The organism is Streptomyces sp. NPDC023481 (assembly GCF_055560195.1).
Map to the genome: position 1 here is coordinate 41,752 of NZ_JBVHJE010000023.1, position 22,254 is coordinate 64,005.

Sequence of the window (22,254 nt, forward strand, 5' to 3'; positions counted from 1 at the left end):
GGACCATGACGGACACATCAACACGGACAGTGACGATCCGGTGCAATCGGCTGAAAGACGGCCCCATTGTCCCGTCCGGCGCCGGCCGCTCGGCGAGCGGGGTTCCGGCGCCGGCTCGGGATCTAACCTCGGTTGCCGACCAGCACGAGGCCCGTGGTCCGGGCGCCGGTGGTGTTGTCGTAGACGACGTCTCCGGTGGACTTCTTCCAGAGCGTGATCCGGAAGCTGTCCGGGCCGTCGGTGGCGGTGATCCGGAAGCCGTAGCCACCGCTGCCGTTCACCGTGCCGGAGCCCTGGTAGACGGCCGTGGACCCGGTGACCACGAGCCAGTCGGAGCCGGTGGAGCGGAACCTGAGCTTCGCCGCGCCGAAGTCGAAGGTCGCCGTGCCGCTCGGGACGGTGGCCCCCTTCGGGTAGACCGCGCCGAAGGAGAAGGCGGCCGTGCCGGTCAGGCCCGGCTTGGCGGGGTAGGCACCGGCCGGCGAGGTGATCAGGCCGGCGCCGAGCGCGGGGCCGGCGGCGCGGTCGTAGACGACCAGCTCGGGGAGGGTGGTGCCGTCCGAGCCGCCGTCGTTGTCGGTGACCGTGACCTCCGGGCGGCGGATGCCGGCCTTGGTGTAGGCGTGCCCGGCCCGGCAGGTCGTGCCGTCGACCGTGCCCGCCGTCGGGTCCGTGCCGTCCTTCCAGTCGATCGTGCAGGTGTGGGTGTCACCGACGTCGGCGTCCCGGAACCCGGCCGTGACGGTGACGCGCTGGCCGGCCGGGGCGGGGGACGCCGGGCCGGTGGCGGAGACGATCGACGGCTTCCTGTTGACGACGGGGTCGATGCCGGTCAGGGTCGGGACGACCTTCTTGATCAGGCCGCCGGAGTCGAACTCCAGCTTGTCGATGGTCGTTTCGCGGTGTGTGCCGTCACCGCCCGGGATGGCGAACCGGTGGTAGGCGATGTACCACTCGTCGGTCTTCGGGACGTAGACCACCGAGTGGTGGCCCGTGCCCTTGATACCGAGGGAGAGGTTCTTCTCCAGAATCACACCGTGCTTGGTCCACGGGCCGGTGGGGGAGGGGCCGGTGGCGTAGGCGACGCGGTAGTTCTCGTCCCGGGTGTCGTTCTCCGACCACATGAAGTAGTAGGTGCCCCCGCGCTTGACGACGAACGAGCCCTCGTTGTAGCCGCTCGGGGTGATGTCCTCGACCTTCGACGTGTCGATCGAGGTCATGTCGGCGTTCAGCGGCGCCACGTACGCGTGCCCGTTGCCCCAGTAGAGGTACGACCGGCCGTCGTCGTCGGTGAAGACCGCCGGGTCGATCATCTGGCCGCTGTACTGGCCCGCCTTGAGCAGCGGCTTGCCCAGCGCGTCCTTGAACGGACCGGTCGGCGAGTCGGACACCGCGACGCCGATGTTGGCGTCGGCGCAGAAGTAGAAGTAGTACTTCCCGTCCTTCCGGGCGATCGTCGGCGCCCACGCCCTGCTGTCCGCCCAGGAGACGTCCGGCCCGAGGTCGAGGATGACACCGTGATCCTTCCAGTGGACCAGGTCCTTGGAGGAGTACGCCGTGAACCGCGTACCGCTCCAGCCCTCGAAGCCGTCGGTCGTCGGGTAGAGGTAGAAGGTGTCACCGAAGCGGACGATGTTCGGGTCGGCGTTGAGCCCGGGCAGGACCGGGCTCCTCATGACGAGCGCGGACACCGTCCAGGTGCGCTTTGTGCCGTCGGATCCCGTCACCTCGTAGGTCACCGGCTTGCTGAAGTCCCGGACGCTGCCCGAGGCGGGGCTGATCGCCGCGCCGTGGGCGAAGGTGAACTCCGGGGCCAGCGCGGTGAGATCGGTGCCCTCCTTCAACGGCAGGGTGATCCTGCTGTCGGCGTTGTCGATGAGGGCGTCGACCTTCAGCGCCGGGTGCGTCGCCTTCGCGATGCCCGCGGTGTTACCGCTCAGCTCCATGACCTCGGCGGCCGTCAGGGCGCGGTCGTAGATGCGGAAGTCGTCGACCTCGCCGCCGAAGTACGGGTCGGCCGAGTACAGGGAGCGGCCGATGTAACCGGTGCTGTCCTTGCCGGCGTCGTACAGTTCGGACGGCTTGACGGTGGTCGTGGTACGGGCCGCCTCGACGCCGTCGACGTAGAGGACCATCGTGCCGGTCGTGCCGTCGAGGGTGACGGTGACGTGCCGCCACTCGCCGGGCGTGAGCCGCGAACCCGCCGCCAGCTTCGACTCGGCCGGCCAACTCGCCTTGGTGATGGCCGAGTACAGGCTGGAGCCGCCGTTGGAGGGGGTGGCGAAGAGGTACCTGTCGCTGTCGGGGCCGAGCCCGAACAGCCACTGGAAGGAGTCGCCGCCCTTCCACTTGGCGTACGTCGACACGGTCACGCTGTCGGCGTTCTTCAGCACGCCGTTCGGGATACGGACGTACGGCGAGGTGGTCGAGGAGCTCGGACCGCCGGACATCCTGAACGAGCCGCCCTCGACCCCGGTGCCGAAGTCGGGCGTGTGGACGTAGGTGCCGTGGTAGCCGTGGCCGCTGGAGTCACGGGCGATGGTGCCGCCGGTCTCGTCGAAGTCGTAGTGCAGCAGCAGGTCGGCCGGGACGCCGGGGCCCTCCTCGGACACGGTGACCCGGGCCCGCACTGGTATCGCCGCGCCGTCGGGCAGGCTGCCCGTCACCGTGAAGGTGCCGGCCTGCGCGTACCGGGACGCCGGTACGTCCTCCCAGGTGACGGCGACGGGCCGCTTGACGCCGTCGGCGTAGGTGGCGATCACGGTGGCCGGCAGGACGGGCGCCTCACCGGTGCGCGTCTGCACGGTGACGTCCTCGACGCCCTCCACCAGCTGGTCCGGCTGGTAGGCCCGCAGCAGGCGGTCGTACTCGGCCTGGGTGACCGGGAGGACCGTGCCGTGGCGGGGCCTGGCGGGCAGGTCGTAGCCGGTGACCGGGGTCCAGTGGCCGGAGGCCAGGTCGTTCGTCTCGAAGGGGATGTAGCCCCGGCCGCCGAACTCGTCGAGGAACGCGTACCACTTGTCCTCGGTGTTGGACTTGAACACCAGCGGTCCCTCGGCCGCGCTCATCGCGCCCTTGCCGATGCCCTCGGCGACCGCGTCCCAGGACGGGTTAAGGAGCGAGTCGCTCTTCTCCTCGAAGATGAACTTGCTGTTCGGCGTGGAGGAGGTGTTGTTCCGCTCGTCCTTCGAGAGCCGGAAGTAGGTGCCGTCGTGCTGGATGACGGTGGAGTCGATGACCGAGTAGCCGCGGTCGATCCAGACCCTGGGCTTGCTGAAGGTGTAGAAGTCGCGGGTGGTCGCGTACATCATGCGGTTGTACGTGTCGCCGGAGTGCGCGTCGTCGTCGTACAGCTTCGACGCCCAGAAGACGACGTACTCACCGAGCTTGTCGTCGTAGAACGCCTCCGGGGCCCAGGTGTTGCCCGCGCTGTCGGGTGAGACCTTCACCAGCCGCTGGTTCGTCCAGTGGACGAGGTCGGTGGACTCCCAGACCATGACGGACCTGCTGCCGGTGCGCTGGGCGGCGTCCCAGTCGCCGTTGCCGTAGATCCTGAGGTCGGTGGCGATCTGGTAGAACTTGTCGCCCTCCGGGGAGCGGATGATGAACGGGTCGCGCAGGCCCTTCTCGCCGAGCGTGGAGGTCAGCACCGGCTTGCCGTCGTTCAACTCCCGCCAGTGCAGCGGGTCGTCGCCCTTGCTGAGGGCGGCGTAGAGCTGCTCGCCGTCCGCGGTGCCCTCGCCGGTGAAGTAGCTGAACATGTAGCCCTTGAGGGCTTCCCTCTCCGGCAGTTCGGGGACCTCCGCGGTGAAGGTCCGGGTCGTCCTGGCCTCCCCCCTGGTGACCGTGGCGGTCAGGTCGACGGTGGTGGCGCCGTCGCCGTGGGCGGGGCGGTGTACGACCCCGTCGGCGGAGACCACGTCCGGGTCGGCGGACGACCAGGTGACGTCCGTGCCGAAGTCTCCCTGGGCGGGCAGGGTGAGGTTGCCGCGTACGTCGCCGAGGTTGTGGACGGTGAGGGCCTCGGCGGCCTGCTCGGTGGCCGTCCTGTCGTCGAAGGCGGGCAGGACCGTGACGTGGAAGGACTTGGTGTCGGTCACGGTGCCCTTCCGCAGGGTCGCCGTGAGCGTCGCGTGGCCGTCCGGTTCGCCGGCGGCGGGCCGGGTCACCTTGCCGCTGTCGGACACCACGGACGGGTTGTCGCTGGTCCAACCGATCGTGGAGCCGCCGGCCGTGCCGGTCTTCGGCAGGACCAGGTCGGCGGTGACGCCGCTGGTGTCGCCGAGGCCGAGGGCGGCCTTGTCGTCGGCGACGCCCTGCGTGGCGACGGGGAGCGAGAGCTGCTCGACCTCGGAGCCGGTCAGGGCACGGTCGTAGATCCGGAAGTCGCGGATACGGCCCTTGAAGAGCCGGTCGCCCGAGTAGAGGGACTTTCCTATGTAGTCGGCGGTGGTCGTGCCGGAGCCGATCGCGCCGGGAGTGAGGGTGACCGACGTGTTCCGGCCGACCTCCACGCCGTCCTCGTACAGCACACCGGTGGTGCCGGACTGGGTGTAGGTGAGGTGCTTCCAGACCCCGCGGGTCAGGTTGTGCCCGTCGGCGGCCCTGGTGGTCTGCTCCGTCGACCAGTTTCCGGTGGCGAGGGAGGTGCGCAGGGAGTTGCCGGTGGTGAACAGGTAGCCGTTGCCGTTGCCGCCGCTGGAGTTGCCGAAGCCGTAGAGGAAGTACGGCGTGCTCTGCGTGGAGTCCACGAGCACGTCCGTCGAGACGCTGATCGCGTCCATGCCCTTCATGACGTCGTCCGGCAGCTTGATGTAGGTGTCGGAGCCGTTGAAGGAGAGACCCTGGCCGGCGGCCGACCAGTCGGCGGTGCCGTTCACGGTGCCGTCCCGGCCGTGGCCGGAGGCGTCGGTCACGGTGCTGCCGGAGGCGGTGTCGAGCTTGTACCAGAGGGCCAGACCGTCGGTGATCTCCGCGGCGTCGGCCGGGCCCGCGGCCTGCACGGGGACGGCGGGTGCGGCGAGGCCCAGGAACAGCGACGCGGCGGTCAGACCGGCGAGTCGACCCGCGAGACGTCTCGCGCGGCTGCGGGCGCGTGCGATGTACGGCATATGAGGTTCCCTGCTGACGCATGGCGGGGCCTCGGCCGTGGGCACCCTGCCGTTTCGGCTGTGTGACGTCGTCGTGTTGCGAGAGTGTCGGCCGGGGTGCGGTGCAGTCAAGGGTTTTCGAACAATGTCCGACAGGTCGAACGAACGGGGCGCAGGCGTTCCGATGCGCGGGCTCCGGCGGGTAGTTGCTCCTGGCGGCCGGCGTGCGGCACAGCGGTGACTAGAGGGCGTGTTTCAGAAATGCGGTGAGGACCGTGCGGCCCCAAGCCTGGTACTGGAGTCACGGTCAGCACATTGGCCGGGTTCAGGATCCGAGGCGTTGGCCGGGATCATTCTCGCGAACCGCGCTGTGGGCTGGGGGTGCTGGCGTCGGCTTTGTTCGGTGGACTAGATTGCGGGGATGACTACCGGGACGGCATTGCGCCACACACGGATCGGTGACCCGGTGCCCTTCTGAGCGCCATGCGGGCCAGTACGAGCCCGCTGTTCGTTCGAGGATTTTGCGCTGCTGCGCGGGCTCCACCCTCGTCGTGTTGATTACAGGACACATCAACCACGACAGGAGAGTTCATGCCCACCAAGATGCTGCAGATTCCCACCGCGGACGGCCAGGCCGATGCCTTCGCCGCCTTCCCCGACGACGGCGAGCGGCACCCAGGGGTGCTGATGTACGCGGATGGCTTCGGCATCCGGCCCGTGCTGCGGGAGATGGCCCGCGAACTGGCCGACCACGGGTACTACGTGCTCGTCCCCAACTTCTTCTACCGTCACGGCCCGGCACCTGTGGTCGAACTTCCCGAGCACATCGGAGAAGAGGCCCGGACCGCGGTCATGGGTCGGCTGATGCCCCTGATTGAGGCGCACACCATCGAACGGACCCTGCGCGACGCCGACGCCTACCTCGGGTTCCTCACCACCCAGCCCGAGGCCGGCGCCGGACCCGTCGCGGTGACCGGCTACTGCATAGGCGGCCTCCTGGCGGTGCACACCGCCGCGGCCCACCCCGGCAAGGTGGCCGCCGTCGCCGGATTCCATGCCCCCGTGGGCGCCGCCGGGCCCGACAGCCTGCGCCGCCTCACCGCCCAGGTCCACTTCGGCCACGCCGAAACCGACCTGACGCCCGAGGCCCTCGCCGAACTCAACCAGGCCCTGGACGCCGCGGGTGTCGACTACACCTCCGAGATCTACCCCGACACCGTCCACGGCTTCACCATGGCCGACACCGACGCATTCAACCCCGCCGCACTGCAGCTTCACTGGGACCACCTGCTCCGCCTCCTCGGCCGCGCTATGGGCAACTGTTGAGGCTCCGGCCCGGAAAACCGATGATGCACCTTGCCGTGACCGACCTCATGGCCCGCCGTCTCACCGGCGAGAACACCATCTCCTGGCGCGACCCGACACCACAGACCAAACAGTAGATTCCGGAATAAAACCGGGATGAAACGACGTCTTAGAGGTCGTTTTCTCCCTTGAGGTGCGCTTTGACCTGCACTTTCTGAGGGTGGGTCGTCGTTTCGGCGGTGCTGGCGGGAGCGAGGTGACGGATGCGCTGGACGGTGTGACGGCTGGGGCGGATTGCGGCTTGCGCCTGTCTCATCCCAAGACGCCGGTCCGCATGCTTCCGCCGCCGGCGGTGCACGCCTGGGCGCACGCCCCTGACTGGCGGTATGTCCAGGTCATGACCGAGCGTCGCCCGTATCCGAGTGATCTGTCCGATGCCCGCTGGGAGTTGATCGAACCGGTGCTGTCCGCCTGGCGGGCCGAGCGGCGCCGACATGCACTGGACATCGGACGCCCGCCCGAGCACGATCTGCGCGAGATCATGAACGCGATCCTCTACGTGGACCGCACCGGCGTGCAGTGGCGCTACCTCCCGCGCGACCTCCCGCCCTGGGAGACCGTGTACGGCTACTTCGCCAAGTGGCAGAAAGACGGCGTGTTCTCCCAGCTCACCGGCGTGCTGCGCAGGCCGTTACGGCAGCGGGAGGGCAAGGATGCGGAGCCGTCCGCGTGCGTGATCGACGCGCAGAGCGTGAAGACCTCCACCAGCGTTCCGGCCGCCGGGCAGGGCACCGACGCGGCGAAGAAGATCGTCGGCCGCAAGCGGAGCATCGTCACCGACACCCTCGGACTGCTGCTCGCCGTGCTGGTCACAGCCGCGAGCGTGCAGGACTCCGTCGCCGGCACCCACCTGGTCGACCAGGTCGCGGCCGCCCACCCCACCATCCGCAAAGTCTGGGTGGACGGCGGCTACCGCCAGCACCTCGTCGAGCACGCCGCCACCCTCGGCATCGACATGGAAATCGTCCAACGCACCCCAGGGACCAGAGGATTCACCCCGCTACCCAAACGCTGGACCGTGGAGCGGACCTACGGATGGCTGATGTTCCACCGCCGCCTGGCCCGTGACTACGAGACCCTGCCCGCCCGCTCCGAAGCCATGATCCACCTCGCCATGACCGACCTGATGGCCCGCCGCCTCACCAACGAAGCCACCATCTCCTGGCGCGACCCGACATGCCGGGATCAAACGCCTATTCCGGGATGAAATGTCGGGAGAAAACGACCTCTTAAGGCCCATGGGCGTCAGGTTGCGCAGCGTGTCCCTGCCCGTAATCTGCCTGCCGTTCTCCGCCAGGCCGTGCTTGCGCAGATCGGACAGCGCGCCCGTGTGGGAGGCGGTGTGGGCCTGCTTCCGCTTCGACGGGTTCGGCTTGGCGGTGTGCCGGTAGCCCAGGTGCGGGGCTGAGATCTGCTGGATCTGTTCGACCGTCGCGACCTCCAGCACTCCATCAGCTGCGCTCCCTCCCCGTCGTCTGGCGCGCGCGGCCACCTGCCGAGTACCGGCCGCGCCCGGCCGAAGAGGGCACCCGGCCCCCCGACCCGATGATCTCCTCCTCCACGGACATCACAGAGAAGTTCAGAAGGGGAGAAGAGGGTGGTGACAAGGCGGCGCACCCGGATCTGCGTGGTGAACTCGGCTTTCTCCGTCCGGCTCGGTGTCGGGCACCAAAGTGGGGTCCGCAGTGGCTCCCGAGTGCGCACCACAGGAGGCCGGAACGGCTTGCCCGCTGGTGGTCGGGCCCGTGGTCGGGGCGGGCGCTCCGGGCGCCTACCGGGGGTCGGGGGGTGGTCATCGCGGTGGCTCCTTCGCTTCGGGCCGCCCTGGTGGGCGGGGACACGAGGGAGCAGCGTGCAGGGGACCCCCTTGTCCGCAGTCTGACGGCGCCGGTAGCGGGCGCGGTCAAGACATCTCAGCGGGCTAAGAAGTCAAGAGGGACCGCGAGTCTTGATCGCTACTGAGACCGCTGATTGGCTGGCCGACATGGATGATCTCGATTTTGCTGCGTGGCCGCCTGCACCGATCAAGACCGAGAGGCTCGTGTTGCGTGAGTCCGAAGCCCGGGACCGTGCGGCGTTCATCGAGCTGCACGCCTCACCGGAGGTGCACACTTACCTCGGCGGTCCCCGCCCTCGTGACGAGCTTGAGCGCGAGATGCCCGAGGTGCCCGGACGGCGGCCCGGGAGTTTCGTCGTCGATCTCGAAGGGGCGATGATCGGCCAGATCCTGCTCAGGAGAGCAACGGAGCACCTTTGCCCCGCCGCCGTGGGGAAGGTCGATCTCGGCTACCTGTTCCTGCCGCGGGCGTGGGGATTCGGGTATGCCGCCGAGGCGTGCGCGGCGGCACTGAACTGGCTCGAAGACGTCCTTCCGGGTGAGCCAGTGGTGCTCGCCACTCAGACCGCCAACATCCGTTCGATGCGCCTCGCGACAAAGCTGGGGTTCACCGAAGCGGAGCGGTTCCGGGCCTGGGACGCCGATCAATGGCTCGGCCTGCGGGCCCCGGTCACCCCCTCTGATTGAGTTCGCGCTCGACAGCGTGGCTCCGTCGAAGTGCCGTTGTTCTCGTTGGCGGAGCCGGGCGGGCTCGGGGTCATGCAGGCACTGAAAGGAGCGGTGCGAAAGCGCGCTGTTCGTCGAAATGCTGCCGCGTCTTCAGGCAGTGGTGGGGTTGGCCGAGGAAGCGGTTGAGCAGGTGGCGCTGGGCTGCGGCGTGCCAGTCTCCGTGTTCGCGTCGGCGCCGGTAGTGCGCGTTGGCCCCAGGTGAGGCCTGCAGGGCCGCGAAGGCCCAGAGGAAGCCGGCGTTCATGAGGCGGTTGTTCTTGACGAAGCGGCGGCCGACGAAGTGTTTCCTGCCGGAAGCGCGGGTGATCGGTGCGGAGCCCGCGTAGGACTTCAGGGCTCTGGCGTCGGTGAAGCGGCTGCGGTCGTCGCCGATCTCGGCGAGCACCCGGGCGCCGAGCAAGGGGCCCAGGCCAGGGAAGCTGAGAAGGATCTCGCTGTCGGCGTGCTCGCGGAACGCGGCTTCGACGGCAATGGCGAGGTCGTCCGCGGCAAGGCACGTGGCGTCCAGTTGCCTGAGCAGGGCCAGTAGCTGGTGACCGAATGCGACCGCCGGAAGCTGGCGGGCGTACTCGGAACGGAAGATGCCCCGCAGCCGCTCGATTTCGGTGTCGAAGGCGCGAGTGCGGCCGCTGAGCTTCAGCCCGGCGCGCAGCTGGGCGAGGGTGAGCTTCGCGGCCTTCGCCGGGGTCGGCGCCATGGTGAGGATGACGCGGGCGTCGGGCCTGGTCAGGCCGCCGTCCTTGCTCTGGAAGGCGTGCAGGGCGGCGCACTTCAGGGGGCCTCGTTGGGGCACACACATACGATCGGGCTATGAGCAAGTGGACCAAGAGCCTGACCACGGCGGGTATCTGGGAGCCGGGTCTGCAGCGCGACTACGATGCCCAGCGGAAAGCGGTGGCGCGATTCCGCCGCACCTCGTACCTTGCAGCGCGCATGTTGCTGCCGCGACCGATGCTCCCCCACGTGGTGGCAGCGACGGCCGTGATGCACCACGGGGACAACCTTCTGGACACCGGGCCGAAGCCGCAGCGAGCCGCAGCATGGGCTTCTTGGGAGCAGCAGGTGCGCAAGTCCCTGGAGACGGGGCTGAGCGACGACCCGCTGATTCGAACGCTGCTGCACACGATTGCTGCGTATCCGCGGCTTCAGGAGGTAGTGCACGAGTATCTGTCCACCGCCCCTGCAGAGCTGCAGTTCGCCGGCTTTGCCGGCGAGGCTGACTACCAGGCCTATGTGGATGCCTACGCACTGCCTGCTTTCATGCTGGTCGGCGTGCTGCTGGAGCCCAAGCTCGGCGCCGAGCGGTATCGGATGGCGTGCCGGAGGTTCATCGATGGCAGCCAGCGGCTGGACTTCGTCAACGACCTCGCTGAAGACGTAGAAGAGGGACGGATGGGCATCCCATCGCAGACGCTGGAACGATTCTCGGTCACGGTGGAGGACCTCGCAGCGGGCCGCGATACAAGGCGCCTGAGGGAGTTGGTGAAGCATGAGGTGAAGCTGGCTCGCGCCGCCTTGGAAACGGCCCGGGAGCTGCCTGCCCTGGCTGCGGTCCCGAGCCGGCCGTTGCTGAGCGCGCTGGTCGAGATCGAACTGCTGACCGCGGACGCGGTACTGGCATGCGGTGCGGGGGTTCTGCGCGGCTCGACGACTCCACCGCTGGCACGCTCGCTGCGAGTGCTGCTGGAAGCCCGCCGGAAGGCGCGTAAGGGGAACTGATCAGCTCACCCAGCCACGGTCGGGCCAAAGTCTGACCAGGGCGTGTACGGAGTCGTGATCTCGGTCCCGGCGATCGCTTCCGAAAGCCGCGATCGAACTGGTAGACCGCCCGTGTGCTGAGACACGTACTGCACGACAGCGCCCGGGAGTTGATTCGGCCTCACCTGCCAGTAGGGCAGTATGGCCCCTATCCGGAGTGCCTGCGCGACCAGAGCACACGTCGGAGACGGTGCAGGGGCTTACGCGGCGGTCTCGCGGGTGTAGGTCTGCATGGCCACACCGGTATCGAACGTGCGGGTTGCGGTGAGGGTGAACGATGTCGGGGTGAAGGGGCCGTCGAACAGCGGGATGCCGGCGCCGAGGACGATGGGGCTGCGCTTGGTGATCAGCTCGTCGATCTCCGGCAGCAGTTGGGCCGCCAGCTTGCCGCCGCCGCAGAGCCAGATTCCCTGCCCCTCCTGCTGTTTGAGTCCGCGGGCGAACGCGACCGCGTCGCCGGAGACAACGTCGACCTGCGGGTCCTGGGAGGTGAGGGTGCGAGAGAACACGTACTGCTTCAAGTGCGGGTAGGGACTGGCGATTCCGAGGGAGAGACCGGGCGCGTACGAGGCGCGGCCCATCAGGATCGTGTCGAAGCGCTTGTTCGGCGCGTCGTCCAGGCCCAGTGGTCCGCGGCCCTGGACGGGGATGGTCTCGGGGTACTCGGTCAGGATTTCCTGGACGATGTCGCCCTCGAAGCCGAAGAAGTCGAACTCGCCCTGCGGGCCGGCTATGAAGCCGTCGAGCGTCGCCGCGACATAGTACGTGAGTGTGCGCAAAAGGATGCTCGTCTCTGCTCTGGCACACGGCCGCCTCGGTGCAGGCCGTGCAAGATCGGCTGGGCTCCAGTATGCGGACCAGCCGAAGAAGGGACAACGGAGTAACGCGTGATCACGACTCCCGACAGGCCCTAGAAGACGCCGAGCAGCCGCTTCGCCCGGTAGGGGGAGGTGTCCAGCTTGGCGAGGACGCCGGTGCTGGCGACGTTGGGCAGGATCAGCTGGTACAGCCGCGCTATCTCCTCGGACAGGTCCGGGCCGTCCGGCAGTGCCTCGGTCACCAGCTGCACACCGGTCCAGGCGCCCACCGCCAGCCGCGCGATCTCCGCCGGCACCGCGTGGGGCAGCAACTCGCCCCGCTCCTCGGCCTCGACGAGCAGGCCCTCTCCGAGGTTGATCCAGTCCGGCCAGCGGGTGCCGAACAGGCTGCGCGCCCTGGGGTCCACGGACAGCTGCACGGCGGCGCGCAGCATCGGCTCGTGGGGCAGCCGGTGGGCGAGGACGAGACCGAGGTCGACCCACTCCTGGAGCTTGTACGTCTGCGGGAGGATCCCCTCGCGGGTCACGGCCCGGTCGAGCACACCGCGCGCCATCGCTTCCTTGGTCGGGAAGTGGAAGTACAGCGCGCCCCTGGTCAGCCCGGTCCGCTCGACGAGTGCCGCGATGGTGGCGGCCTCGTAGCCGACCTCGATGAAGAGGCTCGCCATGGCTTCCAGAATGGACTCCCGCGTGCGGATCCCACGCTCCTGACGCGCCACTCGGCCGCCTCCCAGTCTCTCTCCCACGCCCCGCCGGAACGTCGGTCCGTCGACCGTCGGCCACGGAAGGTCCGGTATGGTACCAGGCCTTCCCGGCCTGCCCCGGGGGCGGCACGCGAGGACGCGGAGCCGGAGACGGGGGATGGATCCGGCTCCGCGTCCCGGGCGGCCCGTCAGTGGTTGACGAAGCCGCCGTCCACGGGGAGCACCGTCCCGGTCAGGAACGGGCAACGGTCGCTCAGCAGCCAGGCCGCCGCGGCCGCGATCTCCTCCGGTGCCGCCGTACGGCCCTGCGGTGTCATCGAGTTGACCATCCGCTCCAGACCGGGGTTGCGGTGGAACCAGTCCTCGGTGATCTCGCTGCGGGTGGTGCCCGGGGCCACGGCGTTCACCCGGATCCCCTCCTGGGCGTACTCGTCCGCCGCCGCCCGGGTCAGGCCGACCACCGCGTGTTTGGCGGCGACGTAGGGAGCGGCGGCGGGGATCGCCACCAGCCCGCCCACACTGCTGTTGTTGACGATGGCGCCCCCGCCGTACCGCAGCATCGCGGCGATCTCGTGGCGCAGGCAGTTCCACACGCCCCGGACGTTGACGTCCATGATGGTGTCGTAGACGTCGTCGGACATCAGGTGCAGCGGCGTGCGGTCGCCCCCGATGCCCGCGTTGTTGAACGCCCCGTCCAGCCGTCCGAACGCGGAGACGGCGCACTCCACGGCCCGTGCCGCGTCGTCGGCGTCGGTGACGTCGCAGACCACGTGGGCGGCCTCGGCGCCTTTGTCCCGCAGCCGCCCGGTCAGTTCGGCCAGCCGGTCCTCCCGGCGCGCGGCGAGGACCACCGCCGCGCCCTCCTGGCAGAACACGTCGGCCGCGGCGGCGCCGATGCCGCTGCTCGCTCCGGTGATCAGGACGACCTTCCCGGTGAGAAGACCACTGTTCATACCCGTACACCTGCCCCGTTCGTCATCAGGTTCCGCAGATCCCGCCCGTACTTGGCCACGAGGTCCCGGCCGAGGCTCGGAACGTCCTGGTGCGCGGTCATGGCGCCGGCCCGGACGGCGGCGCGGAACCGGTCGGAGGGGATCACCGATCCGGGCACCGGTTCCTCGGGCTCCCTGAAGCCGTGCAGGATGGGCAGCGCCGCGTACTGCCGCTGTGCCTCCGGCAGGGCGCGCATCGCCGCCTCGAACCGCAGGTACCAGTCGGCGTAGTCGTCCACCCGCTCGATGCGGTGGCCCTCCTGGGTCAGCCAGTCGACGAAGGTGTCGAGGGAGACGCCGTCGTCGTTCGGGTTCACGAGGCTGAACGTCCGGTACTCCGACGGCGACCGGGGCGCGCCACGGCCGCCCAGGGCGACCACGGCCGCCGCGGTGAAGTCGACCGGCAGACCGTCGTAGTGGGCCCGTCCGGCGTCCCCGCGGTAGAAGCTGCGCGGTGCGATCCCGGTGGCCAGCACACTGAACAGCAGGCGGCTGAACATGTCGGGGACGTTCAGCTGTCCGCCGTACCGGCTGTGCGCGAGGATCATGTTGGACCGGAAGACGGTGACCGGCAGACCGCACAGCTCGTGCGCCTCCCGCAGCAGCACCTCGCCGGCCCACTTGCTGGTCGCGTATCCGCCGGCGTAGCCGCCGTCGACCTGCTGGACGGGCATGGCGACGCGGGGGTCGGTGTCCTCGTCCAGGGCCGGCCGGCCCGGGCGGGAGGTCGCGACCGCGACGCTGGAGATGTAGGTGAACGGCTTCACCCGGCGGGTGAGGGCCAGTTGGACGAGTTCCGCGGTACCGACCACGTTCGCCTCGAAGAGGTGCGGGTAGGGCAGGACGTGGTTCACCAGCGCACCGGCGTGGACGATCAGGTCCACGTCGTCGGTCAGCCGGTCCCAGGACGCCTCGTCCAGGCCGAGCCGCGGCTCGGCCATGTCACCGGCCAGGACCTCCAGGTGGCCGGCGGCCAGTTCCTCGTACGTCCGCAGCAGTTCGGGGTCGCCGCTGTCGAAGGCCGCGTCCAGCCGCCGCCTGGCCGCCACCGCGTCCCTCCCGCGCACCAGCGCGATCAGCCGGCCGCCGGCCGGCGCCAGCGTCCGCAGCCACTCCAGGGCGAGGAAGCGGCCCAGGTAGCCGCTCGCCCCGGTCAGCAGCACGGTGCGCGGCTCCCCTTCCGCGCGGGGCAGCGCCCGGGCGTCGGTGAGGACGCGCGCGTCGACGAACCGGTCGAGGGTCAGGTCCTTCGCGTGCACCTCGGCCGCGCCCTCGCCGTGCACCGAGGCGAACGTGGGCCGCCCCGTGGCCCTCCCGCGCCGGGCCTCGATGTGCTCGGCCAGGTGCCGGAGGTCGTACGCGGGGCTGATGACCATGTCCACCGGCACCCGCACGCCGAAGGTCTCCTCGAGCAGGCCCGAGAAGGACACCGCGGACAGCGAGTCCCCGCCCAGGTCCCTGAAGTGCGCGTCCGGGCCGGCCTCGGCCGCCGACCCGGCCAGCAGCGCCCGGGCGGCCCGCTGCACCGTCTCCAGCACCGGCCGGTCCGCGCCGGCGCGGCGGATCGCCGCCAGCTCTCCCCGCTCGCGGGCGGCCGTGTCGGCGTACAGCTGCTCGAGACGCTCGCCGTAACGTTCCACCAGCCGGGGCCACAACAGCTTCCGGTGGTCCGAGAGCAGGCCGTTCGCCTGGCTGAAGGGTTCGGTCTCGACCAGGACGTCACGGGGGATCTCGTACGAGTTGAGCCCGGCCTCCTTGGCCAGTTCCTGGAAGGACCCGCTCAGCCGTCGCCGCAGGGCCCCTTCGTCGCCGCCGGCCGCGCCGAGCGCCTCGGGGGTGGGAACGACGACGGCCAGGAGGTAGGACCGTTCGCTGTTGCCGTACACGAAGATCTGCCGCACCAGGGGGCTCGCGGCGAAGACGGCCTCCAGCCTGGAGGTGGCGACGAACTCGCCCTGGGACAGCTTCAGGACGTTCTTGCGGCGGTCCACGATCGCTATCCGGTCGGGTTCCAGTTCCGCGACGATGTCACCGGTCCGGTAGTAGCCGTCCTCGTCGAACAGCTCCGCCGACAGCTCGGGCTGCCGGTAGTAGCCGGGGATGACGGCGTCGCTCCTCAGCAGGAGTTCGCCGCGCGGATGCGGCGAGTCGGTGCGGAAGTAGCCCAGTTCGGGCACGTCGGCGAGCTTGTAGTCGACCACCGGCGGGCGCAGCAGCACACCGTCCACCGAGACTCCGGCGGCCTCGGTGGAGCCGTAGACGTTGTGCAGTTCCAGACCGAGCAGGGACTCGGTGAACGCGGTCAGTTCGGCGGAGAGCGGCGCGGAGCTGTTGCTGGCCCAGGTGACCCGGCCGCCGAGGACGTTGTCCCGGATGTCCGCGCGCACCTCGGCCTCGGCCACCTCGCGGTCCGTGCCGGCGGCCGTGCGCCGGTCCACCTCGCCGAGGTAGCGCTGGTGGAGCATCTCGCACACCCGGGGTACCAGGGACAGTTCCGTGGGCCGTGCCAGGGCTATGTCCTCGAAGAACGTCGACAGGTCGCTGCTGGCCGTGAAGTAGCTGGTCCCGCCGCGCACCATGGTGGCCTTCAGCGAGGAGTGCCCGGCCACATGGCTCATCGGCATGTAGTGGAAGGTGACCGCGTACGTCTCGTCGAAGAGCTTCGCCCAGGCGCCGCCCCACATCGCGCCGGCCAGCCGCTCGGTGTACATGGCGCCCTTCGGCGTACCGGTGCTGCCGGAGGTGTAGATGAGCATCGCCAGCGGGTCCTCGCCGTCGGCCGCCGTGAACAGCGGGGCCTCGGGCAGGCCGGTGCCCCGCCCGATGATGTCCGCCAGGGTGTCCACGACCACGGCGGGCCGGGTCCGGGCGAGGCGCTCACGGGCCGCGGCGAGGGTCTCGCGGTGGTCGTCCACCTCGGGGTGGACGTCGAAGACCACGAGCCGGCGCACCGAATCGCTGTCGCGTACCAGGTCGACCGCGGCGTCCAGCCGCTCCAGGCTCGCGGCCACGACGAACGGCTCGGTCTCCGCGATGATCGAGCGCAGCTGGGCGGGCGCGGCGCTGGTCTGGAGCGGGACCGTGACGGCACCGAGGTGGATGCAGGCGAGGTCGATCGTCGCGTAGTCGCGGCTGGTGAAACCGAGGAGGGCGACCCGGTCACCGGCGGTCAGCGGGTGGTCCGGACGGTGGTGCCACTCACCGGCGACCGCCCTCACCCGCGCCCACATCTCGCGGTAGCTGGTCGTCTCGTATGCGGGCAGCAGCCGGATCGCGACCCGGCCCGTGCCGGGGTCCCGCGTGAACTCCTTCACGCGTTCTCCGACGGCGGGGCGGTCCGCGTGGCGCTCCATGAGAGATGCCACCACTTGCGCAAGTCGCATACTGGGTCTCCGCGTCGCAGGATCGGCCGACTTCAGGGAGGGGGAAGGGAGCGGCTGAAGGATGTGCACGCCACGCTTCCGGCTCGTGTTCCGAAGATAGGCACAGGTGACGGGATCTCTGAGCAATCGGCCGACGATCTGTCAGGTCGGCGGCAGACACCCGCGGCGACGGGGGCGGCCCGGGTGGAGGGGGCCGCCCGGGAGCCCTGTCAGGGCCGCAGCACCACCTTGCCGACCGTGCGCCGGGCCAGCAGGTCCTCATGGGCGCGGCGGGCCTCGGCCAGCGGGTAGGGCTGGTGCACCACCGGCTTGAGGCTGCCGTCCGCGGTCAGCGACAGCAGTTCCTTCAGCGGCCCGGTGAACGCGCCCGGTACGGCGAGTGTGGGACGCAGCCAGAAGCCGACGACGGCGGCGTTCAGCCGGCCGAGGCGGGCCGGGTCGACGGGCGTGAATCCCGTCCGCGCGGAGTTGCCGTAGCTGACCAGGCGCCCGCCCGGGGCGAGGGATTCCAGTGCGCTGTCGAAGAGTTCACCGCCGACGGCGTCCAGGATCACGTCGGCGCGCTCGTCCAACGGGTAGCCGACGGCGGCGTCCGCGCCGAGGTCCAGGGCGAGCCGGCGCTTCTCGGCAGTGGAGGCCTGGGCCCAGACCCGCCCGGCGCCGAACTCCTTGGCCAGCTGCACGGCGAGCGAGCCGACACCGCCCGCCGCGGAGTGGACGACCACGGTCTCGCCCTCGCGGATCCGGGCGGCGGTGCGCAGCAGGTGCCAGGCGGTCAGACCCTGCACCAGAAGGGCGAGGGCCGCCCCGGCGTCCAGGTCCTCGGGGATCTCGGTCAGCGCGGACTCCTTGGCCACGGCCCGCTGCGCATAGCCGTGGGAGACGCGTGCCAGCACCCGCCGGCCGTCCTCGGTACGGCCCACGACCTCGCTGCCGGGAATGTGGGGCAACAGCCCGGCGTCCAGGTAGGAGCCGTCCACCTGGTGGATGTCGGCGAAGTTCACCCCGGCCGCCTCGACGGTGATCACGACCTCGTCGGGGCCGGGCACCGGGGCGGGCACGTCGACGACGGTGAGTACTTCGGGACCGCCGAAGCGGTCGAACCGTATGGCGATCATGACGGGTACGATATCGCGCCACTGTCGGTGACGTTCCGTACCCGGTGCGCGGGTGACGTGGTAGGAGTGGAGCGGTGCACGGGGCGGGGGCCTGCGAGTCCGCCGTGGTCGGGCATCCGGCAGTGCCGCCCGACGCGTCCGCGCGCGGTCACTCCCCGCTCACCGATTCCGCTCCTTCCTTCTCCTCCTCCCGGAGTGCGCCTCGTGATGCAGGACCGTGCCGCAAAGACGCGACGACAACTGATCCGCTCCGCCGCCGAACTCTTCGAGCGGGACGGATTCGCCGGAGCCTCCGTCGGGCAGATCTGCGCCCTGGCCGGGGTCAGCCGCGGCGCGTTCCACTTCCACTTCGGGACCAAGCAGGCCCTCGGTGCGGCGGTCGAGTCGACGGCGGTGGAGATCCTGCTGTGCGTCACCGGGCAGGTCCCGGACCGGCACCCCGCGCCCCTGCAGTTCCTCGTGGACACCTCGCACACCCTCGCCCGGCGGGTGGCGTGTGACCCGGTGCTGCGCGCCGGCTTCGCGCTCGCCCACGACGCGGCCTGGCGCAGCGGGGTGAGTCTGTGGCAGCACTGGCGGCACTGGGTGCGCGGGCTGCTCGACCTCGCCCGGCAGCAGGACGACCTGGCGGCCGACGTCGATCTGGACGACGCCGTCTCCGCCCTCACGGCGCTGATGGCCGGGCTGGAGGGGCTGGAACGGGATCCGGCCCGGGACCGGATCGCGCAGTCGGTGACGCCGTTCTGGCGGCTGGTGCTGCCCCGGCTGGCCGCGGAACAGGTACGGGACCGGATCGAGGCCGCCGGCAGCTTCGCCGCCGCGGTCGGCGAACCGCCGCTGGAACACTGGCGGTCGGACGGGGCCGCGCCTCACACCTGCGGCTCGATGTCCGACGCGGAGCTGTGCTGTGTTCCCCATCGGGAGATGAGTGGCTCCGCCTCGTGAGCCCGCGGTGGCGGCTCCGCGAGAGCCGCCGCCGGTGGGGACGTGCCGGCTCCCGGCCGGACACCACCGTCCTGCCCGGCGGGAGCCGGAAGTTGGGAGCCGGGTCAGCGGGGCCCGGTGGTCGGGAAGGTCCGGGTCGAGGGCGGCCCGGCGGGGTTCGACCCGTGCTGTGCGGCGCGCTGTTCCATGCCGTCGAGGAGGGTCTCCAGCCCCAGTTCGAAGTCCTCCACGGTCGCCCTCAGGGGTGACTGCTCGGGCTTGTCCCCGCCGGAGAGCAGCTGCTGGGCCAGGTGCTGGATGCACACGCCCTGCACGTACGACCACACGGCGATCGAGAAGGACCGCGCGAGGTCCGGGTCGTCGGTGAGGTTCGCGAGCGCGTCGACCATCCAGTCGAGGCACGAGGTGTCCGAGAAGTGCCGGGCGGAGCTCGACGTCACCAGCGCCCAGGGGTGTGTGCAGTACACCTCCCAGTCGAGCCGGGCCGCGAGTCTCATCGCCTCGCGCCAGTCCGGCGGGGCGGGTTCCGGATAGGGGTGTTCCTCACATGCCGCGCGGGTGATCGCGGTGAGCAACGCGTCCTTGTTGGCCACATGCCGGTAGAGCGACATGACGCCCGAGTCCAGCTCGGTCGCCAGACGCCGCATCGAGAGCGCGGCGATTCCCTCGGCGTCGGCGACACGGACCGCGGCCGCCACGATCGCACCCCGCGACAGGCCGCGTGAACTCACCTGCCTGCCTTGTGCATTGAAGGTCATGAGGTACTATACCCAACAGCTTGCGTACACCGTACGCACAGAATTGGCGTACGGTGTACGCACCGGCTGGCGCGTACACCGTATGCAGCCTCGTCGCGTACGCCGTATGCAGCGTTTTTCGAACTTCTTCGCACCTTCTCCTGAAAGGTTGCCCCCGTGACTTCCCTCGACTTAGTCGCGGAGCGTGCCGACCGACGGGCCTGGCTGGGCCTCGTTATCGTGCTCGGCCCGGTCGCACTCGTCGCGATGGACGGCTCCGTCCTCTATCTCGCGATGCCGAGCATCACGTCCGCGATCACGCCCAGTACCGACCAGGCGCTGTGGATCCTGGACATCTACGGCTTCGTGGTCTCGTCCCTGCTCATCGCCTTCGGCAACCTCGGTGACCGCTACGGCCGCCTCAAGTTCCTGGTGACCGGTGCGGTGGTCTTCGGCGCCGGCTCGGCGGGCGCCGCGTTCGCGCCCAGCCCCGAGGTCCTCATCGCCTGCCGCGCACTGATGGGGCTCGGCGGCGCCACCCTGCTGCCCGCCGGACTCGCCATCATCGGCAACCTCTTCCACAATCCCAGGCAACGTTCCCAGGCCATCGGCATCTTCGCGGCCACCTTCGCCGCCGGGTTCGCGGTCGGACCGGTGATCGGCGGGCTGCTCCTCAGCCGCTTCGACTGGGGTTCGGTCTTCCTCATCAACATTCCGGTCGTCGTGCTGTTCGTGGTCTTCGCGCCGGTGCTGCTGCGCGAGGTCCGCACCTCCAACCCGGGCCGGGTCGACGCCCTCAGCGTGGTGCTGTCCGCCGTCGGCATCCTGCTGGCCGTCTACTCGGTCAAGTCGGCGGCGGCGGAGGGCTTCTCCGCGACGCAACTCGCCATCGGGGTCGTCGGTGTCGCCATCCTGGTGTGGTTCGCGCGCCGGCAGCTGAGGCTCGAGTACCCGCTGCTCGACCTGCGGCTGTTCAAGGACCACGTCTTCGCCGTCGCGATCCTCACCGGCCTGCTCTCGCTCGTCGCCTGGGCCGCGGCCGGCTATCTCAGCGGCATGTACCTGCAGTCGGTCCTCGGCTACAGCGTCCTGACGGCGGCCCTGCTGGCCCTGCCGGGCGCGGCGGTGCTCACCACTTCGTGCATCGGGGCGAGCGGTGTGGTGGACCGGATCGGCAAGCGGTCGGCGCTGATCGCCTCGCACTTCTTCATGGGCGTCGGCCTGCTGCTCCTGCTGCTGACCACCACCGAACACGGCGTGGCGGCGTTCATCGCCTCCACGGTCGTCACCGGTGTCGGCTACGGCTTCTCCTTCAGCCTGGTCGCGGACACCGCCGTGGCCGCGGTGCCGGCCGAGCGCGCCGGGTCGGCCGCGTCGATCGCCGAGACCAGCAACGAGCTGGGCAACGCGCTCGGCATCTCGCTGCTGGGCTCGCTCGCGGCCCTGATCTTCCGGCTGGCCGGCCCCGACGTGGCGGGCACGCTCGACGAGACGCTGGACACGCGGGGAGTGTCCGCCGCCACCGCCGCGGAGGCCAAGGACGCCTTCCTCGCCGGTCTGCACGTCGCGGTCGGCGTGGCGAGCCTGCTCTGCCTGGCCCTCGGCGTCCTCGCCCTGCGCTGGGTACCGAAGGAGGACGGCACGGCCACCGGATCGGACGCGGAAGCCGGGACCGTACCGGCGACGCACTGACGCACCCGCCCTTTGGGCCCTGCGGTCCGGCCCCCGCCACCAGGGGCCGGACCGCAGGGCCCAGCCGTGTCCCGACGTCAGGCGCCCGTGCGGTAGTCCACGCGGAAGGCGGGCTCGCCCTCCTGGATTCCCGTGACCCGGACGGAACCGGGCTCCGGCAGCGGCTCGGTCTCTATCCAGCAGGGCTGGTCGAACTCGACGTACCGCCAGTAGTCGGCCTCGACCCGGGTCGGTGCGAAGGGAGCCGGCGAGCGGTGGGCCCGCGCCGCCTGGTCGGCGGACTCCAGGAGCGCCAGGCCCGGCACATGGTCGACCGGGTGGTCGAAGAGGAGGTGGTTGCCCGGGTCGTTGCGCAGCAGCCAGCGGCCCGGGCGGTCTCCCGCGGCCAGTGCCACGTCCGCCGCGCCGGCGCGCCCGACCAGCCGGGCGTCCAGTGGCGCCGGCACCGGCCACGCCCCCCAGTCCACGGTGCGCCGGGCACCGCGGACGCGCCCGTAGACCCGCTCCGAGACCCAGGCGAACTCGCTCGCGGCACGGGCCACCGTCACCCCCTCCCGCCGCACCTGGAAGGACATGTGCAGCGCACTCGCCGTACGCCGCCTGCTCCCGCTCTCCGACACGGTGACGTGCACGTCCAACGCCGATGTCCGGCCGCGGGGTAGGCGCAGGCCCGGCGTGATGCTGAAGGAGAGCGTGCTCAGCATGGTCTGATGGGTCAGCGGAACGCCGAACTCGGCGTGCGCCACGACCAGTCCGGTCTGCCGGACGGTCTGCGCGAGGACCCGCGGGTCGTACGGCAGGTCGCCCCGGACGGCGGGCCACGTGACCCCGAGGGCGAAGTCCCGGGCGGTCAGCCGCGTCCAGCCGGTGACCAGTAAGTACTCCTCGCGCCGCAGATGGGCATACGAGCAGAGGAGCGCCGGTGACGGGACATGGAGGTGCGGTGCGAGAGTGACGTCGTTCAACGGTCCCCCTGATCGAAGTTGGTCGGGTCACACTCGGTACGCTGTTAAAGTACCGGCTCTCCGTTCGGTTTTTTACCAAGGTAAGTGTGAAACCAAGCACTAGTAAAGGGCTTTGCCGGGG

Annotated in this window: 14 protein-coding genes and 2 pseudogenes; 7 read left to right on the forward strand and 9 right to left on the reverse strand. The window is 70.1% G+C overall.

What is annotated here, in order from left to right:
• Positions 1-122 precede the first annotated feature (122 nt).
• On the reverse strand, positions 123-5,111 hold the full coding sequence (locus ACZ3ZD_RS33840) for a family 43 glycosylhydrolase (protein ID WP_467406120.1): 4,989 nt from the start codon (positions 5,109-5,111) through the stop codon (positions 123-125).
• Between the two features lie 570 nt (positions 5,112-5,681).
• Here ACZ3ZD_RS33840 and ACZ3ZD_RS33845 point away from each other — a divergent pair.
• The 4 genes and pseudogenes from ACZ3ZD_RS33845 (at position 5,682) to ACZ3ZD_RS33860 (ending at position 8,979) form a co-directional block, all read left to right on the forward strand.
• Positions 5,682-6,416, forward strand: coding sequence for a dienelactone hydrolase family protein (locus tag ACZ3ZD_RS33845; RefSeq protein ID WP_467406122.1), 735 nt, complete (start codon positions 5,682-5,684; stop codon positions 6,414-6,416).
• A gap of 20 nt (positions 6,417-6,436) precedes the next feature.
• Positions 6,437-6,532, forward strand: a pseudogene (locus ACZ3ZD_RS33850) (IS5 family transposase); the annotation flags it as partial.
• 260 nt (positions 6,533-6,792) lie between these two features.
• The gene (locus ACZ3ZD_RS33855; protein ID WP_467406124.1) at positions 6,793-7,662 is read left to right on the forward strand and encodes an IS5 family transposase; all 870 of its coding nucleotides are present in this window, start codon (positions 6,793-6,795) and stop codon (positions 7,660-7,662) included.
• A 777-nt stretch (positions 7,663-8,439) separates the two neighbouring features.
• The gene (locus tag ACZ3ZD_RS33860) at positions 8,440-8,979 is read left to right on the forward strand and encodes a GNAT family N-acetyltransferase (protein ID WP_467406268.1); all 540 of its coding nucleotides are present in this window, start codon (positions 8,440-8,442) and stop codon (positions 8,977-8,979) included.
• Positions 8,980-9,049: 70 nt separating this feature from the next.
• Here ACZ3ZD_RS33860 and ACZ3ZD_RS33865 read toward each other — a convergent pair.
• Positions 9,050-9,787, reverse strand: a pseudogene (locus ACZ3ZD_RS33865) (transposase); the annotation flags it as partial.
• A gap of 44 nt (positions 9,788-9,831) precedes the next feature.
• Between ACZ3ZD_RS33865 and ACZ3ZD_RS33870 the strand changes: the two are divergent.
• Positions 9,832-10,740, forward strand: a complete 909-nt coding sequence (locus tag ACZ3ZD_RS33870) for a squalene/phytoene synthase family protein (protein WP_467406127.1) — start codon at positions 9,832-9,834, stop codon at positions 10,738-10,740.
• Between the two features lie 239 nt (positions 10,741-10,979).
• Here the strand turns inward: ACZ3ZD_RS33870 and ACZ3ZD_RS33875 are convergent, their stop codons facing one another.
• From ACZ3ZD_RS33875 to ACZ3ZD_RS33895, 5 genes are all read right to left on the reverse strand, one after another.
• On the reverse strand, positions 10,980-11,558 hold the full coding sequence (locus ACZ3ZD_RS33875; RefSeq protein WP_467406129.1) for a dihydrofolate reductase family protein: 579 nt from the start codon (positions 11,556-11,558) through the stop codon (positions 10,980-10,982).
• A 131-nt stretch (positions 11,559-11,689) separates the two neighbouring features.
• Positions 11,690-12,343: a ScbR family autoregulator-binding transcription factor gene (locus ACZ3ZD_RS33880; protein WP_467406132.1), complete on the reverse strand. Its 654-nt coding sequence runs from the start codon at positions 12,341-12,343 to the stop codon at positions 11,690-11,692.
• Between the two features lie 146 nt (positions 12,344-12,489).
• Positions 12,490-13,254, reverse strand: a complete 765-nt coding sequence (locus ACZ3ZD_RS33885; protein WP_467406134.1) for a glucose 1-dehydrogenase — start codon at positions 13,252-13,254, stop codon at positions 12,490-12,492.
• Complete coding sequence (gene car, locus ACZ3ZD_RS33890; RefSeq protein WP_467406138.1) at positions 13,251-16,646, reverse strand: carboxylic acid reductase; 3,396 nt, start codon at positions 16,644-16,646, stop codon at positions 13,251-13,253. The genes ACZ3ZD_RS33885 and car overlap by 4 nt, the downstream gene beginning before the upstream one ends.
• A gap of 239 nt (positions 16,647-16,885) precedes the next feature.
• On the reverse strand, positions 16,886-17,794 hold the full coding sequence (locus ACZ3ZD_RS33895) for a quinone oxidoreductase family protein (protein WP_467406142.1): 909 nt from the start codon (positions 17,792-17,794) through the stop codon (positions 16,886-16,888).
• Positions 17,795-18,001: 207 nt separating this feature from the next.
• Between ACZ3ZD_RS33895 and ACZ3ZD_RS33900 the strand changes: the two genes are divergently transcribed.
• On the forward strand, positions 18,002-18,739 hold the full coding sequence (locus ACZ3ZD_RS33900) for a ScbR family autoregulator-binding transcription factor (protein ID WP_467406272.1): 738 nt from the start codon (positions 18,002-18,004) through the stop codon (positions 18,737-18,739).
• A gap of 104 nt (positions 18,740-18,843) precedes the next feature.
• On the opposite strand, the gene ACZ3ZD_RS33905 is transcribed toward ACZ3ZD_RS33900, so the two are convergent.
• On the reverse strand, positions 18,844-19,470 hold the full coding sequence (locus ACZ3ZD_RS33905) for a TetR/AcrR family transcriptional regulator (protein ID WP_467406145.1): 627 nt from the start codon (positions 19,468-19,470) through the stop codon (positions 18,844-18,846).
• A gap of 273 nt (positions 19,471-19,743) precedes the next feature.
• Between ACZ3ZD_RS33905 and ACZ3ZD_RS33910 the strand changes: the two genes are divergently transcribed.
• Positions 19,744-21,168, forward strand: coding sequence for an MFS transporter (locus ACZ3ZD_RS33910; RefSeq protein ID WP_467406276.1), 1,425 nt, complete (start codon positions 19,744-19,746; stop codon positions 21,166-21,168).
• Between the two features lie 77 nt (positions 21,169-21,245).
• Here ACZ3ZD_RS33910 and ACZ3ZD_RS33915 read toward each other — a convergent pair whose 3' ends face one another.
• Entirely contained in the window at positions 21,246-22,133 is an 888-nt protein-coding gene (locus ACZ3ZD_RS33915) for a ScbA/BarX family gamma-butyrolactone biosynthesis protein (protein WP_467406149.1), read from the reverse strand.
• Positions 22,134-22,254 lie beyond the last annotated feature (121 nt).

Coding starts and splice junctions, on each gene's coding strand:
- ACZ3ZD_RS33840 (WP_467406120.1), bottom strand. CDS start 5,111: ATGCCGTACATCGCACGCGCCCGCAGCCGCGCGAGACGTCTCGCGGGT.
- ACZ3ZD_RS33845 (WP_467406122.1), top strand. CDS start 5,682: ATGCCCACCAAGATGCTGCAGATTCCCACCGCGGACGGCCAGGCCGAT.
- ACZ3ZD_RS33855 (WP_467406124.1), top strand. CDS start 6,793: ATGACCGAGCGTCGCCCGTATCCGAGTGATCTGTCCGATGCCCGCTGG.
- ACZ3ZD_RS33860 (WP_467406268.1), top strand. CDS start 8,440: ATGGATGATCTCGATTTTGCTGCGTGGCCGCCTGCACCGATCAAGACC.
- ACZ3ZD_RS33870 (WP_467406127.1), top strand. CDS start 9,832: ATGAGCAAGTGGACCAAGAGCCTGACCACGGCGGGTATCTGGGAGCCG.
- ACZ3ZD_RS33885 (WP_467406134.1), bottom strand. CDS start 13,254: ATGAACAGTGGTCTTCTCACCGGGAAGGTCGTCCTGATCACCGGAGCG.
- car (WP_467406138.1), bottom strand. CDS start 16,646: ATGGAGCGCCACGCGGACCGCCCCGCCGTCGGAGAACGCGTGAAGGAG.
- ACZ3ZD_RS33895 (WP_467406142.1), bottom strand. CDS start 17,794: ATGATCGCCATACGGTTCGACCGCTTCGGCGGTCCCGAAGTACTCACC.
- ACZ3ZD_RS33900 (WP_467406272.1), top strand. CDS start 18,002: ATGCAGGACCGTGCCGCAAAGACGCGACGACAACTGATCCGCTCCGCC.
- ACZ3ZD_RS33910 (WP_467406276.1), top strand. CDS start 19,744: ATGGACGGCTCCGTCCTCTATCTCGCGATGCCGAGCATCACGTCCGCG.